Origin of the sequence: Rhodopirellula europaea 6C (assembly GCF_000338295.1) — a bacterium.
Classification (GTDB): Bacteria; Planctomycetota; Planctomycetia; order Pirellulales; family Pirellulaceae; genus Rhodopirellula; species Rhodopirellula europaea.
On record NZ_ANMO01000015.1, the window covers coordinates 1 to 17,830 of the forward strand.

Here is a 17,830-nt window from a genome sequence, read left to right on the forward strand (position 1 = left end):
CCATTGAACGTCCGACGCCAGCAGAACATGCGTCTTTTGGGCAGAAGGTTCCTCCGCGAGCAAGCAGCTAGCTGGCCAACCGACCAACACGATTGAGGCGAGAAACAGCAACCCCGCAAAACTGCGTTCAGAAAGTCTGCGTGTCATATTTCATCTTTCGTTTGCTCGGCGGTCGAAGCGATCCATCCGGTTCGCATCGCAACGCAGCCTCAGAAAAGGTCGTTAAAGCTGCCAGCATAAACGAACGAGTCCTCCGTATCCGATCAAAAGTTGCCGAGTCGATTCGCCAATCGTTTTCCCGCTTCAGTAGCACGCGTCAGATGCTTCCTCGCGTCTGATCCGGTCAACGCGAGGCTTGAATTTCGGATGCTCGACGAGCAAAATACCGACGACCTCCAAACTTCTCTGAATCTTCTCTACTCTCCTCTTTCGTCACATCCAAATTGTGGCGAGACCACCGAGCACCTCGGTGTGAAAGGGCAAACGAAATGCGACTCGAATGGATTGGATGCTTCTTTGTTGCCTATTGCGCGATCGCTGGATGCGCCGAACCGCAGCCCGAACCAGAACCCTCGATTCAGAACATCGTGGAGGATGAAAGCGAACGTGCCATCCAGGATTACATGGACGCTCAGGACCAAAATTCGCGGCGGATGGCGGAGCAGTATTTAGAACAAGAAAAATACGAGAACGTCGGCGGCGGCCAACCGATGCAGAATAGACCGGCGGAAGTCGAACGGATGGTTACCCCTTCCGAGTTCGCGCCGAGTCCATTGTCCGAACAAGCTCCCGCGGCCGATCCAAATGTGCTTTGAGTTTGAGATCATTTGTGGGCCGAACAAACCGTCTCGCCAGCACTAAGCGCGCGAGAGAAACTGACCGGTTCGCGAATCGATCTTCAACACTTCGTCTTCCTTGATGTACTCGGGAACTTGAACGACCAATCCCGTTTCCATGGTTGCTGGTTTGGTGCGTGACGTGGCCGAGTTCCCCTTCACGCCCGGATCACACTGGGCGATCTTCAGCTCCACCGTCGCCGGCACTTCGATCCCGACGCAAGCATCGTTGTAGATCAACGCCCGCATGCCTTCCAAGCCTTCGGTGATGTAGGGCACCTGCTCTTCCGCGTCCTCCAAGGGGACCTCGTATTGCTGGTAGTCCTCTTTGTCCATCACGTGCAAGTGCTCCGTATCGGTGTACATCAACTGCACATCGCGACGAGAGAAATCGGCTTCTTGCAGGACATCGGTGCCTTTGAGTGTGATGTCGACCTTGTTGCGGGTCATCACGTTGCGAGCCCGAAACTTGTAGAGCGTTGCGGCACCACGAGCTGACGGCGATTGCACCGAGATCCCAACGATCATCACTGGGTTGCCGTCATGAACCACAACGGTGCCGGTTTTCACTTCTTTTGCGAGCATGATTGATAACAAAATGGGAGAGGAGGATTTTTGAGAAACGTACTGCTCGCTCAAACGAAAGAAAAGCCCGGATCCCGCGGCTTTTCGATCAACCCGACGCGACTGTATCCGCCGCATTCCAGAACGCTTGATCCGGAATACCGTCGCAATCGATACCGGTCGAAGTGCTCGACCGTTCGGGGAATCGCTTTCGAGAGACTTCGGTCGCGTTCGGTTCATACCAGCGACCTACGGTTGCCATAGCATCAAATCGGTTGATCACGAACTGAGATCAACACGGCACCGTGAGATTTCAAAGCAACCGTCGCCATGAACGACCCTGACGCATCCAACCCTGAATCGACCGGCCGCTTCGGTGTGGCCGCGTCTGAAAGCGACGGTCTCGACAACAACACCCAGCCATCAAACAGCCGTGGTGATGATTCGTGGAGCGACCCGGGCAGCCGCAACTCGGGATCATCACGAAAGAGTCGTTCACGTTCACGACGTCGCCGAAAGGGGAACGCTTCCGCATCCCACCCGATTCACGAAGAAACGATCGGCGCAAACTCGACTGATCAATCTCGATCTTCGGCAAAGATGCCTCGGCCCAAAGAATCGATCAACGATCCCGCCGACCGATACGAATGTCTCGAAGAGGTAGGACGAGGCGGATGGGGAGTGGTCGAGAAAGCAGTCGATCGACAACTCGATCGCGAAGTCGCGGTGAAGCGTTTTTGCGACGCGAATGATGTCACCGAACAAGAGCGGCAACGCTTTCTGCACGAAGCCAAGGTCACCAGCCAACTTCAGCACCCGGGGATTGTCCCGGTGCACGAGATGGGCGATCGGCGAGACGCTTTCTATGTGATGAAGTTGCTCGACGGAGTCACCTTCAGCCAATCCATTCAAGATCATCACCGCAAACACAAATCTGCGGGAAGAAAAACGCGGTTCCAATTTGGCGAATCGCTCGAACCACTGCTGCAACGCTTCGTCGACATTTGCAACGCGGTGGCCTACGCGCATCAACGTGGCGTCATCCATCGCGACCTGAAACCATCCAATGTGATGATCAGCGGTTTTGGCGAAACCGTGGTCCTCGATTGGGGGCTGGCTCAGTCCGTTGACCAGAACGAACATCCCGAAGTCGACCAAACCCAAGAAACACTTCGCCCTCGTCCCGCCGATGTTTCATCGTTGTTTGAACCCGACGGCACCGTCGTTGGCACGCCCGCGTACATGTCGCCCGAACAAGCTCGCGGCGAAGTTTCGCGAATCAATCGTTCTTCGGATCTGTATTCGCTCGGCGTGATTCTTTACACCATCGTGGCCGGCCGGAATCCCTATCACGGGCAACCGGTCAAACGAATTCTCGAACAAGTCCGCAAAGCATCCTGCCCAGACCTGCGATTGTCGCAATCGCTGGTTCCGCTTCCGCTGCTATCGATTGTTCGCAAAGCGATGTCTTCGTCGCAGCACGATCGATACGAGAATGCGGAAGACCTTGCCAACGACGTTCGTCGTTTCATCGCCGGTGATTCCGTTTCTGTTTATCGCGAAAACTGGATCGACAAAGGTGTCCGTTGGTGTCGTCATCACCAAAGCATCGCCGCGACAGTCTCGCTGGCCGGAACCGGACTGCTGCTGGCCGCGATCCTGTTTGGAGTCTTTATTCACCGGGCACACCGAGCCGAACGATTGGCTCGGATCGAAGCTCAGCAGGCGCACCGAGAGGCGATCCTGAATTTGAGCGAAGCACTGGATGCAACCGACACCTGGCTGATCGAACTCAGCGGTTCGTTGCAGTTCTATCCGGGGATGGCGCCACTGCGTTCCAACCTGCTCGACCGCGCGATCGATCAATACGATCAAATTGCCAATCAAAACATCGCATCACGGAACCAAACTCCAACCGATCAAGTATTCGACGACTTTGATCTGGCGGAATCCAGTCGGCAGACCAAACGTCTTGCTTTGCTGCAGCGAATCAAAACGCACTTGCGTCTGGGTGACCTTCATCGAATCACGAATGATCTCGATCAAGCTAAACAGCAGTACGCCACAGCTGAAAAACTTCTGCAGCGAGTCGCTGTCGATACGGACGAACTGCAAGTCACGTTGGCTTCATCCTCGAGAGCCGACAATTCATTTGCGACGCAGCTAAAAATTGAAAGCATCTATTCGTTGATCGGCCAAGTGTTGATCAACGACACATCGCCATTGTCTGATGCAACAAAACAACGCGTGGTCACCGCACGACGTTGGTTGGCTCAGCGTTTACCGCAATCGTCGGATTTGCTTGACGCTCAATCCCACAACTCACTGCCACATACAATCGGCCAAATTGCATCTACGGCGGTTCGTTTGGAATTGGCGACTCACGCTCTGCGTGGCCCATCTGCATCGACGTTGTGGGACGAAAGCTCCTACCTCCGCGCAATTGAAACCGCACGATGGCTGACGCAGCGCCGCGGAACGTTGAGCGACCGCCGTCTTTCGGAAAATATCCAAACAGACAACTGCCGGCGGTTGACCAACTCCGGGTCGCATCGATTGGCCGAAGCGGCATGGACTCAGTTGATTGTGGACCTGCAGCAATGGCTCAGCTCTGAACCAGACCGGATCGATTACATGCAATCCTGCGCTCACGCTTTGCTGCAACGAGGCAATTGCCGTGTGCACCTGGGGCATCAAGCCGACGCGGTTGAAGACTTTCGAGCATCGATCCAGACGCTCGACAATGCATGGCGTCTGACCGACGACGATGGCTTCTACCGCGTGAACTTGGCGACCGCCGAAAACAACCTGGGCCAATTGCTGACGCGGGGTTCTGAGCGAGATCCAGAATTGGCAGGCAAGCTACTTCGGCAATCGCTTCAAACCTACGAAGCATTGCTTCGCGAAGAAGTCACAGCGGATTTGCTGCGTCGCTATGCCCAAACCCATCATGCTTTGGCGGTGCTCGCTGTCGAATCAAACATGATCGAACAAGGCGATCTCGCGGAGGGACTCGACCATGCGAAACAATCCAAAGCTGCTTTCGACATTCTCAAGGACTACGAACCGCTGACGGTGGACGAAACACTGAGCTGCATGCAACTCAGTCTCATGTTGGCGGCGAAGCCAAACAGCACCGATTCGGACCATTCCGCCCAGCCACATATCAGCGACTTTCATACACACTTGCAATCGCTGTCGATGGAAACGTTGAACGATGAGCAACGCCAGCGAGCGAACCAATTGCAAAACGATTTAGCTAGCCTGATGCAAGAAACTGCGACGACCGATCTGATCGGTACGATCGACAACACCGTCTCGGTCGACACAGATTCTGAAGGCTCAGAATAAATGGCTCAGCTCTGTGCTCTGGATGGGCACAGAGTAACCCATGTTTTCAGGCAGACGTAAACGAGGGGCAGAGCGGACACCAGCCGATCGTTTTCGTCGCTCGCCAAACAACCAATTGACGAACGGTTTGAAACCACCAGGCGATGCCGTATCCAGTCACCTCGAATGAACTGAAACACATGAACTCCGCTACCAGCCCCGCTTTGACCGCAACCGTCATCAACGCCGCCCAATCCAATCACGACCTCGCCGAAGCAACCTTGCGTCAACAAACGACCACGCAACCTCAAAGCGTACAAAACAAATGTTGCCTGGTGCAAATCTATCCGCCGGATGTGATCGAAGGCATGATGCTGCTGGAACAAGATGAGTTCCTTATCGGTCGGTCCCCCGACTCCGATTTGCCACTGCTGGACGGAAGCGTTTCACGTCAACACGCTTTGCTGTTTCGCGACCACGATGGCTACGCCGTTCGCGATTTGGGCAGCACCAATGGAACCATCGTCAACGAATCAACCATTGATTCCGATCGCTATTTAAAGAGCGGTGACACGGTCCGTATCGGCAGCTTCCTATTCCGATTCCTATCAGCCGACAGTATCGAAACGCAGTATCACGAAACCGTCTACAACGCACTCACCCGCGACGCCTTGACCGGCACGATGAACAAGCGATACCTGATGGAAGCGATGAGTCGCGAAATTTCGCGATCGACTCGTGCGAAGTTAGAGATGGCCGTCGTCATGTTGGACATCGACCACTTCAAATCAGTCAACGACACACACGGTCACTTGGTGGGCGACGAAGTCCTGCGAACGTTTGGCCAACGCGTTGGTGCCATCTGCCGAGTCGATGACCTGTTGGCTCGATATGGCGGCGAAGAGTTTTGCTTGTTGCTCGCGGCGACCGGCCGTGAAGACGCATGCGAAATCGCGGAACGTTGTCGCCAAGCGGTGGCCGACACACCTTTCCCAACTTCCATCGGCCCACTTGTGGTGACCGCCAGCTTCGGATTCGCGGTTTTGGATCCCGAGAATCCTCAGTCCAGCAAAGAATTGCTAGAGGCTGCCGACAAACAACTATACGACGCCAAGCGATCCGGTCGCAACCAAGTCTGCGGTTGATCTTCGGTCGCTGGCTCTTCCTAAGAATGAACTTGGGATACTGAACTCGGCAGGCCGAACTCAGTAGGTCAGCTCGGCACCGGCATAGAAGCCAAACCCCGGACGGTAGACGCCCAAACCAGATCGATAGTCGATGTGCTCTCGATAGAACTTGTCAGTGACATTTTCGAACCCACTGGTGACCAGCAGGCTGACGAGCCGTCGGTAAGTTCGAATGTCATACGTCGTGAACCCCGGCGTTTCGACTTCTTGCAGTGTCGTCGCGACGCGATCTTGGTTGTCGACAATTCGATAAAACTTGGATCTTAATAATGTCACTGCACATGCGAACACACACCTCGGGTTATGGAACACCTCAACGCTCGATCGCGATATAGGGGATGTCCCTCGCCCAGCTGAACGCAAATTGGCCTTTGAGTCGTGGGTGACTCGCGAATCGGCGGGGATGAACGACCGAGAGCGTGGATCCGGACTTCAAGTGGAGACGCCGCCAAGTGGCCTCGAGCCATCGGCCCACCATTGAAAGCGTCTCGAATCGTTCAGGTGCTTCGTCAGTCCTCGTCGACGTCGATCTGCAAAGGTCGCAACCGGTACGAAAAGGACACCACATTTTGCAGCACCCACCATGGCGGAAGAAATGTGAGGGCGATTCCGAGCATTACCAATGCAACTTGCCACGGTTCGGGCTCATCAACCGTCGTGTCACCAGCGGTTAGTTCGCTGCTGCTATCAAACACGGTCAGGTACAAGACCAAAGCCATAACAAGTGCAAAGATGGTGCAGGATCCGATCAAGCGTGCAACCACACAAGCGATTCGAACTTTCAACGCCACCAGCACGCCGAGGAGAACGATCCATGCTGGCGACCAAATGATCGACGAAAAACTTGTGAAACCCTGGATCGCATTAGCGACGCCCCAATGGATCACTCCGGCTGCGACGAGCCACCAACCAGCAAAAGAATGGTAGCGAGCATTCAAAGCCTCAGGCGTATCTGCAGATTTTGTTTCAGGAGGCTCGTAAGGATTCATCCATCCAATCTGCTGGTGTCGGAATGCGGGAACCGGCAAGGAACGACTCACCACATTAGCCGTTCGCGAATCGTTTCTCTACGGATGCAGGTTCACGTCGCCAAACAAAAAACTGGACTGGGGCTATCGTTTGGGGTTACGCTGTGGTCCTCCCACCTCCCGCGAAGCAGATGTCCCACCTATGTCGCGAACCATCCTTGCCGTCCTGGCGATCGTTCTCGTTGGCTCGAACTTGCGAGCTGACGTGGACTATGAGTCTGACATCAAACCTCTCTTCCAAGAGAAATGCGGGGCTTGTCACGGCGTCCTAAAACAAGAAGGTGGGCTCCGACTCGACGCTGGGTCCTTGATCCGTGGTGACGAAAGTCCAAACGGGCTGTTGGATTTCGATCAACCGGCTGACAGCGAGTTGATTCATCGAGTCGCGACTTCGGATCCGGACGAACGAATGCCGCCCGAAGGAGAAGGCACACCGCTGTCGGCCCAACAGATCGAAATGCTGACTCAGTGGATCCAGCTTGGTGCACCAAGCCCGCCTGACGAAGAGATCATTGAATCCCCGTCAGAACACTGGGCCTACCAGAATCCCACTCGCCCCGAACTGGCAACCGACATCCCTGAACCATGGTCGTCGAATCCCATCGACGTCCTGATGTTCGACCAGTGGCGGCAAAGCCAACTGGCTCCGGTTCCCCCCGCCGATCCCTCCATGGCTTTGCGTCGCCTTCACTTGGATGTGACTGGGTTGTCCCCATCTCGCGAGGATCAGGCCGAGTTCGCATCGGATCCTTCCACCGATGCTTGGCGTCAACGAATTGATCGTTTGCTCGACGATCCCGCTTACGGTGAAAAATGGGGTCGGCACTGGATGGATGTTTGGCGATACAGCGATTGGGATGGCTACAAGGATGCGCTCCGTGGGAGTCAGCGACACATTTGGCATTGGCGCGATTGGATCATCGAATCGCTGAATGCGGACAAGGGTTACGACACAATGATCCACGAGATGCTGGCGGGCGACGAGATCGCTCCTGAAGATCGCGACGTGCTGCGTGCCACCGGGTTTCTTGCTCGCAACTTCCACAAAAGCAATCGCGACATTTGGCTGGACGCAACCGTTGAACACACCGCGAAAGCTTTCCTAGGAATGACGATCGCCTGCGCACGGTGCCACGACCACAAATACGATCCAATTTCGCAACGAGAGTACTACGCCTTTCGAGCCATCTTCCAACCACACAAAATCCGCACCGACCGTTTGCCAGGACAACCCGACACAGCAAAACTTGGTTTGCCGCGAGCCTATGACGCGGACCAAAGTGTCCCCACTTACTTGTATGTGGCTGGAAACGAAAAAAATCCTGACAAAGAACATCCGCTGGATCCTTCCGTTCCTGAAATCGTTCAAGCTCCTTTCGCGATCGAGCCAGTCTCACTGTCGCATGAAGCGTCGAGACCGTTTCTGCGGAATTACATCGAGGCGGAAGACATCGCCTCCGCAGAGAAACAACTCACGTCGGCCCAAAAAGCACTCCGTGAATCGGACGACAAACAAGACGCAATCACGCTCCAGCAAGTCACCGTCGCCGAAGCGAACCTGCAATTCATCCGTCAACGCTGGGCGGCAACCAAAGCCAAAATCATCGGCGTGGAGGCTAGCGACAGTGAAACATCCGAGGAACGAACATCGGCGAAGGACCTTGCCGTTCAAGCCGCCAACTCCGAACGATCGCTGCTGTTCCAACGATCACTTCTCGAAGTGCTGAAGCAGCGAAAGGCGGTTGCGAAAGCGAAGGAGTCAAAAGAAACAGACGAAGCCAAGAAGAAAGCCGCCATCAATGCGGCCACCAAGAAACTGGCTGAGGTCGAGAAAAAGTTGGTGGATGCTTCCGTTGAGTTGGTCGCCAACGACGCGAAGTTCACTCCTGTCGGCAAGAGCTACCCATCAACCAGCAGCGGACGCCGCACCGCGCTCGCCCGATGGATCACCGACCCGGAAAATCCCCTGACCGCACGCGTTGCCGTCAACCACATTTGGACGCGTTACTTCGGTCAGCCGTTGGTCCCCAGCGTCGATGATTTTGGACTGCGTGCATCTCAACCGGTCCATCACAAACTACTGGATTGGTTGGCCGTGGAACTGATCGAAAAAGACTGGAGCATGAAGCATATCCACCGGCTGATTCTTCAATCTCGCACCTATCAACTCGCTTCATCCGCGACGGTGGAATCCGAAGGCACTTTCGCGAAGAACGCTGAAATGGATCCTGACAACCTTTTCTTCTGGCGAGCGAACGTGCGTCGCCTGGAAGCCGAACTAGTTCGCGACAATCTGCTCGTCGTTGCCGGGACACTCGACAAATCCATGGGCGGACCCGACATTGATTTCAAACAAGGCGAAACCACGCCACGGCGCAGCGTCTACTTCCGCCATGCGTACGAGAAACAAATGCCGATGTTGGTCGTCTTCGATGCAGCCAACCCGACCGATTGCTACCGCCGATCAGAAAGCATCGTCCCGCAACAAGCACTCGCACTCGCGAACAGTCCGCTGGCGATCGATCAATCTCGCACGACCGCTGCGAGTTTGAGTGCCGAAGCCAGCGATGATCCCGCGTTTGTCACGGAAGCTTACGCCGCCATTCTCGGACGTGAACCCAGCGACAGCGAACGCTCTGCATGCGAATCCTTCTTGACTCACCAAGCGACCTTGCTGGCAGATTCCGAGAAGCTTTCTCCATCCCCCGGTGCGGCCAAAACCACGGTCCCGCCAGCGACCGATGCGAACCTTCGCGCACGTGAAAACTTGGTTCACGTCCTGTTCAACCACAACGACTTTGTAACGGTGCGATGAGCATGCAATTTGGAAACAACCGCCCAGACTCATTCTCCGAACGTCATCGCCGTGGCTTCTTGCAAGACCTAGGTCTTGGATTCGGTAGCGTCGCGCTGTCCAGCCTTCTGCAAGGTGACTCGACCGCTCACGGTAACGAGATCGCGGAAAGCGAACTGAAGAAGATCGCTCCAAAAGCCAAGAGCGTGATCTGGTTGTTCATGATCGGCGGCGCCAGCCACATGGAAACCTTTGATCCGAAACCACAACTGAACAAGTTGGCCGGCAAGACGATCAAGGAAACGCCCTACGCCAGAGTCCTCGAGTCTCCCTACTTGGCCAACGAACGCGTCGTCGCGTTTGACCCCAACAACGGATTCATCCGCAACGAAATCTATCCTTTGCAAGTCGGCTTCGCACCGCGAGGCGAAAGCGGAATTGAGATCAGCGACTGGTTCCCGCATGTCGGAGAATGTGCCGACGATCTCTGCGTGATCCGGTCGATGTGGACCGAAGACAGCAACCACGGCGCTCAATTGCAATTTCACACGGGCCGCCATCGCGTCGACGGCTTCTTTCCCACCGTCGGTTCCTGGGCAACCTATGGCCTGGGTTCACTCAACGACAACTTGCCCCAATTTGTTGTGATGGGAACTCCCGTCGCCGATTGCTGCGGCGGTCGTGAATGTCACCGTGCAAACTACTTGGGGCCTCAATACGATGGCATTCCGCTGGACATCGATTCGGACATCCCGCTGCCTTACGCGGCACCACCCGGCGGCGTCTATCAAGAAGAACAGGCCGGTGAGTTTGAACTGCTTCGTCAACTGAATCAAATTTCGTCCGAACAGTTCCCAACCGACGAAGCGTTGCGGGCCCGAGTTCGTTCGTATGAATTGGCGTTTCGAATGCAAACCGCCGTCCCCGACGTGGTGCGACTCCAAGACGAAACCGCACAGACTCAGCGAGACTATGGGCTGGACCAACCTGAGACCAAAGTGTTCGGACGACAAATGCTGACGGCCCGCCGATTGGTCGAGCAGGGAGTTCGATTTGTCCAGGTTTACCACGGCAGCAACGGCGGGGCAGGGCAGTGGGACAACCACAAAGGTTTGAAGGCCGGGCACACCAAACTGTGCAAACAAACCGACCAGCCCATCGGTGCCTTGCTCAAGGATCTGAAACAACGCGGACTGCTGGATGAAACCCTGGTCGTTTGGGCAACCGAGTTCGGGCGAACTCCCGGAGCTCAATCATCCAACGGTCGCGACCATCATCCCTACGGATTCAGCGTTTGGATGGCCGGCGGCGGCGTGAAGGGCGGAATGACGCACGGGGCCACGGATGAAATTGGATTTCACGCGGTCGAAGATCGCCACTATGTGACCGACATCCACGCCACCCTCTTGCACCAACTCGGCCTGAACCCGCACGAGTTGGTCGTTCCCGGTCGCCAGCGATTGGAAAGAGATTTCGGCCACGTCATCCACGACGTGCTCGCCTGAAAACGGACCTTCTAAGTCCAGTCGCGTTTCGCACGGCTGCGCAAACGGTTCGCTTCATCGTCGCCTACAAACGTTTCCGTTTGGGGATCAATCGTGAGCGTCCGATTCAAAATCCAAGACAGCGCCGCGGCATGACAAGCCACGTGCGACCGACGCATCACGGTTGAATTGCAAGTCGCCTGCTCTCGACTCTTGATGCAATCGAAGAAGTTCCGTGCATGAGCGGTGACGTCCAAACCACGGACACGCTCAGCGCTGGAAAGCTCTTTTTGCAAGGCAGGCGAAGACGCCACAATTTCACCTTCATCGCCTGTTTCAATCGAGCCATCCTCACCGATGAATCGCACCGGGCAAGTCCCCAAACGAGTGAGCCAGCGCGGACTTCGATCGCCGAACGGTTCCTCCAAGAAGTCCACTTTCAACTGAATGCCGTTGGCATAAGTGCACATGATCGCGGTCTGCGAAGGCTCATACTTCACGGGCATCGTGTCGTCGGCACTCGCCGCCCATTGGCAAAGATCCAACGTGTGAGCTCCCCAATCCAGCAAACGTGCACCGCTGTCAAAGTCATACTGACCACGCCAACGACCATCGACGTACTTCTGGTTGAATGGACGCCACGGAGCAGGCCCCAACCACATGTTCCAATCGCAAACGGCTTCGTGTGGCGTTGGCTGAGCCGGCAACCAAGTGTTGTCGAGAGTCGGCAGGTAAGCCGTGGCCTGCAACTCTTTGAGCTGCCCGAGCTTTCCTGACTGAGCCACTTGCACGGCTTGGATGAAGTTCGGCACACTGCGTCGCTGAGTGCCCGCCTGAAAGATTCGACCCGTTCGCTGGAAGGTCTCATCGAGCAACTGGCAATCACGGATTGTGATCCCACATGGTTTTTCGCTGTAAACGTCCTTGCCAGCCTCGGCGGCCAAGATCGACGCGGCCGCATGCCAACGATCGCCCGTTGCGATCAACACCGCATCGATGTCATCTCGGGCCAGCAACTCACGAAAGTCTTGATAAAGCTTGCAGTCCTGGTTGCCATAGTGATCATCGACCAATTTCTTTCCGGCATCACGACGTGACTGCTGAACATCAGCGATGGCAACACACCGCACATCTTTGAGCTTCAAGATGGCTTTCAAGTCGTACGTGCAACGAGGCCCGATCCCGATCACCCCCAGCGTAATGCGTTCCGATGGAGCGACCGAATCGCCAGCTCCCAATGCCTCGGAAGAAATCAAATAGGGCGCCGCGAGAGACGCCGCACCAGCGGCCAACGTGGTGGACAAAAAATTGCGTCGGTGGGTCATGACTTTGCGTGGGGAGAGCGTAGCCGGAAGGATTTTCTTGGGCGGTCGCGTTGTGGCACGACACCCAATTTCATCCCCATTCTAATGGCTCAGCGTAACTTGATGCACACGACTTCTTGGTTGTCGCGGATGTATCCCAACCCATCGGCAATCGAAAGTGATTGACGTGTTCGCCCGAACAGTTTGGCTCGCCCCAGTTCTTCGTATCCATCCGGCGAGACTTTCGCGAGCACGAGTTCCCCGTCCATCGTGGTGATCCAAAGCTTGCCATCCGCCAGAACCAAATTGCCTTTGCCGAAACGAGTCTTCCGCCAAACGGTTTCGCCGGTGTCCGCATCAATGCACGTCAGGTGTGTGGTTGGGCCGGCTGCTCCCACGTTGTCAAAGCCGTAGAGATAGCCATCGACCAACACAGATGTTTGCCATTCATTTCGCATCACACTTTTGGAATCGACACTCGCCCAGTGTTCCATTGCCGCGAACTTTCCGCCCGATTCTTCGACGTCAATGAACACGCAACCATGGTTCTCGCCAGCGGAAATGAACACGTCGCCATCGACCGATACCGGGTTGGCTGTATTGCAGGCGTAGGGAGTTTCAAACTCATACGTCCACAGAACAGCTCCGTCGCTCGGGTCAATTCCCAACGCCTTTTCGCCCGTCAAACTGACAATCTGTTGTTTACCCGCCACCTTCATCAGTGTTGGTGACGAGTATCCGGCCGGTCCGCTTCCCGCTGACCAAAGCAACCGCCCGTCGCTGGTTCCAAACGCCGCCACCGCCGTGCCGCGGCCTCCCACGTGCACGATGACCGAATCTCCGACTACCAATGGAGACGACGACATCCCGTATTCCGATTCGCTAGCGCGGCACGCCTGCAATGCATCCGTCCGCCAAATCAACTCGCCCGTCTTCTGATCGACCGCGCACAAGACTCCGTCGCCCGTGAACGCATAGACGACTCCACCCGAAACCGCCGCGGTCGCGCGAGGCCCGTCGCCTTGACCGTTCTTGTACTCCGCTGCCAAACCGGTTTGCCAAGCACGCTCGCCGGTTTTGGCATCGAAAGCAACGAGCAATTGCTTGCCCGAATCATTCATCGTGGTGATCGCCAAACCATCCGCGACCGTGACCGCTGACATTCCCACACCACCGGGCACCCGCCAAACGACCTCGGGACCTTCTTCGGGAAACGCGTCGAGCAACGCAGTCTCGCTGGACGAGCCATCACGTTTTTCGCCCAAAAACTGAGGCCAATCGGCGTGCGTCCAAGAACAGCCAACAACCGTTGCCAGCAAAACGTGGAGACTTCGGTGAATCAAGGTTCGCATGCTGTGTCTCGGACGGAGCGATCAAAAGGAAAAGCAGACCAACATGATAGCGCAATCGGCCCCCTCGAGCACAACTCACTGGCGGTATACTTCTCGTCCCCACCGGCCGTCCTCCAACCCAACTGCAATTTGTGTCCCATCTTTGCTATCTCAACGGCACTGCGATCTTGCCCGACCGCTTGCTTCCCGATGCGGTCATCGTCTGCCGAGACGAACGAATCACGTACGTCGGAACCGCACGCTCTCGCGTTCCTGCTTCCGCGAAAATCATTGATGCAAAAGGCGGCTACATCTGCCCGGGCTTTGTCGACATTCACATTCATGGTGGCGGTGGTGCCGACGTGATGGATGGCAGCCCGGACGCGGTCCAAACGGTGTGCCAGTCCCATGCTCGTCACGGAACAACAACCATGTTCCCCACAACCAGCACCGGAACAGACGACCAGATTCACGCGATGCTGGCGGCATGCGGCGAAGTCCGTGACACTTGGAATATCCAATCCGGCAGCAAGATCGCCGGCGTGCATCTTTACGGCCCGTACTTCGCGAAAGGCAAAACGGGGTGTCACGACGAGTCCGTGTGCCGGGCTCCTGAGGCGACCGAGTATCGTCGTTACTTTGAATCCGGCATCGTTGGCATCGCGACCTGCGCCGCGGAACTTCCTGGAGCGGCAGCATTTTACCGACACGCGAACAAACGAGGTTGCCTGGTGACCTGCGGTCATTCCAATTCCAGTTGGGACGAGATGGAAGCCGCGTTCAAAAATGGCATGCGACACGTCGATCACTTCTGGTGTGCGATGAGCAACGTGTCCTCGGTGCGCAAACGCCTCGGCGTGCCAATGCAAGGCAGTATGTTGGAATACGTTCTGGCCAACCCCGAGATGAGCACCGAGGTCATCGCCGACGGCATGCACCTGGCACCGGAGCTACTGAGCTTTGCTTGGCGAATGAAAGGCAGCGAGCGTTTGTGCTTGGTCACCGACTGCAACCGAGCCCTCGACATGCCTCCGGGGAAATACCGATTTGGACCGGAAGCAGATGGTTCCTGGTTCACCAGCGATGGCCAAGTCGGCTGGGCGTCCCCCGGATCCTTGGCCAGTTCCGTGATGGGGATGGACCACATGGTCCGCACGATGCACAAGGTCGGAAACGTTCCTCTGCCAGACGCCGTTCGAATGGCGTCGCTGACCCCGGCCGAACGAACCGACATCGATCAACAAGTTGGCAGCCTCACCGCCGGCAAACAAGCCGACATCGTCTTGTTAAGCAAGACATTGAAAGTGAAGCAGGTCCACATCAACGGCGAGCGTTGGTCACCGAGTCGCTAACATAATCTGAGTTAGCCGACGCATTGAGCAGGGTGGCGAGAACAGTTGCAAGTGGATTTGGTTGCGATGAGGCTTGGCCGTTGAAGGCTGCCCGACGGAACAGTTGAGGACAACTGTTCTACTCTCGCTTCACTCCTTTCGTGATCCCGCGTGAAACATTCGCCCATCGCGTTGTTACAAAGTGTTTAAACCTCCGATGTGCACGCGAAGTATAAAATTCAGAGACACAGTCACCTTGCATCCTCCATCGCAACTGAAAAACATGAATCGACCGTCACCTCTCCCCCGTTGGGTCGCAGTCGCCACCGCATTGATCTTCTGCTCAAACGCTGTTTCGAGCCTCCATGCCCAACGCCCCGGCGGACGACGGGGGGCTCCCACGGTCGACGAACCTTTCGTCGGCATCGTCACCTCGCAAGGCCCCCAGAAAGGTTTGTTCAAAATCGAGTCCACGGGTGTCTCCACCGAACCGGTTCGCATCGCAGCAGAAGCTTTCCTCGCGGGACTGACCGACCAGCAACGCAAGCGAACCGTCTTTCCGGTCGACGACACCGAATGGAGAAAATGGGACAACCGACACAGCCCCAAACGCCAAGGAGTCGGCTTCGACGAGATGACCGAAGCGCAACGAACGCTTGCCTTCGAAATGCTTCAGCAAAGCCTCAGTGCCAAAGGGCTGAAGAAAACCAAAGACATCATGAAGCTGAACGGGACGCTCGGTGAACTTGCAAAACGCCCTCAGGAATACAACGAGTGGTTGTACTGGATCACCGTGATGGGAACGCCATCCAAAACTGAACCCTGGGGATGGCAACTCGACGGGCACCACGTCGTCATCAACTACTTCGTCTTGGGTGACCAAGTCGTGATGAGTCCTGTCTTCATGGGATCAGAACCCGTCGAAGCCAAGCAAGGAAAATTCGCGGGAACGATCGTGATGCAAGACGAACAGGACAAGGGTCTGAATCTGATCCAGATGTTGACCGATGACCAGCGTTCCGAAGCGATCATCATGAATCGCAAAGATGGCAATAACAATCTGACAGAAGCTTACAAGGACAACGTCAAACTGGACTACGCAGGTCTCATCGGATCAAAACTCGATAACTCTCAGAAACAAGGGTTGCTGCAATTGATCGAAGAGTACGTCGGCACCATGCGAGAAGGACACGCAAAGGTTCGCATGTCAGAAGTCGAAAAGCATCTCGACGAAACCTACTTCGCTTGGATTGGCGGAACCACGGGTGAAAGCGTTTACTACTACCGCGTCCACAGCCCAGTGATTTTGATCGAGTTCGACCACCAACGCCGAGTCGCTCCGTTCCGGACTTCGGAACCAACGCGAGATCACATTCACACCGTCGTTCGAACACCCAACGGCAACGACTACGGCAAAGACATCTTGCGTCAACACTACGAATCGCATTCGCATTGAACCCGAGAATGGCTTAGCTTTCAGCTCCGCTTTTTCGCACGTGGCGAGGGCGGATGATGTGGGTTGCCAGCCCCAGGGCTCCGAACAATCGGATCACGTAATAGTTGGGATCGATTTCCCACCAACGATGTTGAACCGATGCGCTGGCCGGATCCGCGTGATGGTTGTTGTGCCAGCCCTCACCGGCGGTGAGCAAGCTCACAAACCAGTTGTTTCGGCTGTCGTCGGTCGTTTGATAGTTTCGGTATCCAAACACGTGGGTGATCGAATTGACCGACCATGTGATGTGCCAAACCCAAACGGTTCGTGCGATCACGCCCCACACGAACACGCTGGCTGCCATCCGGTAGGCCTCGGCGTTGTTGCCGTAGACGAGCATCGAAATCCCGACGGCCGACAACGCGTACACAAACGCGTGTGCGAGATAGAACATTCCCGCGGGGCTGGGTAGTTTTTCGATCCATCGGTAATAAGGGTCCGACAGAATGTCTCGGGCGTACTTTTCATACATCGAAAACGTTGCCATGCGTGTCCGACTTTCGTGCACCAACCATCGCACGTGAGCCCACATGAAGCTGATGCGTGGCGAGTGCGGGTCTTCCGCGTGATCGGAATGACTGTGGTGCATGCGATGCCAAGCCACCCAGTGCGCCGGCGTTTCTTGGGCGGTGCACATGGCCAACGTCACCAGCGTTCGCTCGAACCACTTGGGCGATCGAAAACTGCGGTGCGACAACATGCGGTGGTAACCGATTGGAATCGCCATTTGCCCGAAGACAACCACACCAACGACAAACGCAGCAACCCCGGCCCAAGAAAAGAAATAGGGCACCAAAACCAACAGCGTCAGCAAGTGCAGGGTCACGAAAAAGATCGTGTAATCCCAACGGATCGAGCGTTTGGTTGGATCGCTGTAGGAATGCTCCTGCGAAGCCTTGCCGGTGGGAGCGGGAGATGCAGGTTGAGTTGGAGACTGCAAATCGACTTTGGGACTTCTCTGTCCAATCTTTCCAGACCTAGCTGGAATCGTTGCCGCCTCGGTGGTCATCATGATACCTGGGATGAGTTCGCGGCTAAGAGGTTTGTTTCGATCAGAACCAGCCGTGTGCCCGATCGAGCCGCAGCATATCGTATCGAGGGTGGAAAGGAAGAACGATTCGCGTAGTCCCACAAACGCATCTCGGC

13 protein-coding genes are annotated in these 17,830 nt (G+C 55.8%); 7 read left to right on the plus strand and 6 right to left on the minus strand.

All coding sequences use genetic code 11. From position 1 onward, the window contains the following. The first annotated feature begins 488 nt into the window (after window positions 1-488). On the plus strand, window positions 489-815 hold the full coding sequence (locus RE6C_RS01395; RefSeq protein WP_008653167.1) for a hypothetical protein: 327 nt from the start codon (window positions 489-491) through the stop codon (window positions 813-815). A 42-nt stretch (window positions 816-857) separates the two neighbouring features. Here RE6C_RS01395 and RE6C_RS01400 read toward each other — a convergent pair whose 3' ends face one another. After that, window positions 858-1,421 carry an elongation factor P gene (locus RE6C_RS01400; protein WP_039960923.1) on the minus strand — a complete coding sequence of 188 codons (564 nt, stop codon included), beginning with the start codon at window positions 1,419-1,421 and terminating at the stop codon, window positions 858-860. A 309-nt stretch (window positions 1,422-1,730) separates the two neighbouring features. Here RE6C_RS01400 and RE6C_RS01405 point away from each other — a divergent pair, with 309 nt between their 5' ends. Next, on the plus strand, window positions 1,731-4,751 hold the full coding sequence (locus RE6C_RS01405; protein ID WP_008653169.1) for a serine/threonine-protein kinase: 3,021 nt from the start codon (window positions 1,731-1,733) through the stop codon (window positions 4,749-4,751). A 143-nt stretch (window positions 4,752-4,894) separates the two neighbouring features. Further along, window positions 4,895-5,875, plus strand: coding sequence for a GGDEF domain-containing protein (locus RE6C_RS01410; RefSeq protein ID WP_008653170.1), 981 nt, complete (start codon window positions 4,895-4,897; stop codon window positions 5,873-5,875). A gap of 60 nt (window positions 5,876-5,935) precedes the next feature. Here the strand turns inward: RE6C_RS01410 and RE6C_RS01415 are convergent, their stop codons facing one another. Next, complete coding sequence (locus RE6C_RS01415) at window positions 5,936-6,193, minus strand: hypothetical protein (RefSeq protein WP_008653171.1); 258 nt, start codon at window positions 6,191-6,193, stop codon at window positions 5,936-5,938. Window positions 6,194-6,426: 233 nt separating this feature from the next. Then, complete coding sequence (locus RE6C_RS01420; RefSeq protein ID WP_052034903.1) at window positions 6,427-6,957, minus strand: hypothetical protein; 531 nt, start codon at window positions 6,955-6,957, stop codon at window positions 6,427-6,429. Between the two features lie 130 nt (window positions 6,958-7,087). Between RE6C_RS01420 and RE6C_RS01425 the strand changes: the two genes are divergently transcribed. Together RE6C_RS01425 and RE6C_RS01430 are read left to right on the plus strand one after the other, a co-directional pair. Continuing rightward, window positions 7,088-9,760 (plus strand): PSD1 and planctomycete cytochrome C domain-containing protein, encoded by a 2,673-nt coding sequence (locus RE6C_RS01425; protein WP_008653174.1) that lies wholly within the window; start codon window positions 7,088-7,090, stop codon window positions 9,758-9,760. Further along, window positions 9,757-11,244 carry a DUF1501 domain-containing protein gene (locus RE6C_RS01430; RefSeq protein WP_008653175.1) on the plus strand — a complete coding sequence of 496 codons (1,488 nt, stop codon included), beginning with the start codon at window positions 9,757-9,759 and terminating at the stop codon, window positions 11,242-11,244. The genes RE6C_RS01425 and RE6C_RS01430 overlap by 4 nt, the downstream gene beginning before the upstream one ends. Window positions 11,245-11,255: 11 nt before the next feature. On the opposite strand, the gene RE6C_RS01435 is transcribed toward RE6C_RS01430, so the two are convergent. Next, window positions 11,256-12,548, minus strand: coding sequence for a Gfo/Idh/MocA family protein (locus RE6C_RS01435; RefSeq protein WP_008653176.1), 1,293 nt, complete (start codon window positions 12,546-12,548; stop codon window positions 11,256-11,258). An 89-nt stretch (window positions 12,549-12,637) separates the two neighbouring features. Continuing rightward, a complete protein-coding gene (locus RE6C_RS01440) occupies window positions 12,638-13,879 on the minus strand; it encodes a PQQ-binding-like beta-propeller repeat protein (RefSeq protein ID WP_008653177.1) in 1,242 nt (413 codons plus the stop codon). 131 nt (window positions 13,880-14,010) lie between these two features. Between RE6C_RS01440 and nagA the strand changes: the two genes are divergently transcribed. After that, on the plus strand, window positions 14,011-15,210 hold the full coding sequence (nagA, locus tag RE6C_RS01445) for an N-acetylglucosamine-6-phosphate deacetylase (RefSeq protein WP_008653178.1): 1,200 nt from the start codon (window positions 14,011-14,013) through the stop codon (window positions 15,208-15,210). A 253-nt stretch (window positions 15,211-15,463) separates the two neighbouring features. Further along, window positions 15,464-16,645, plus strand: a complete 1,182-nt coding sequence (locus tag RE6C_RS01450) for a DUF3500 domain-containing protein (protein ID WP_039960927.1) — start codon at window positions 15,464-15,466, stop codon at window positions 16,643-16,645. Window positions 16,646-16,658: 13 nt separating this feature from the next. Here the strand turns inward: RE6C_RS01450 and RE6C_RS01455 are convergent, their stop codons facing one another. Then, window positions 16,659-17,696 carry an acyl-CoA desaturase gene (locus RE6C_RS01455; RefSeq protein WP_236617858.1) on the minus strand — a complete coding sequence of 346 codons (1,038 nt, stop codon included), beginning with the start codon at window positions 17,694-17,696 and terminating at the stop codon, window positions 16,659-16,661. Between the last annotated feature and the right edge of the window lie 134 nt (window positions 17,697-17,830).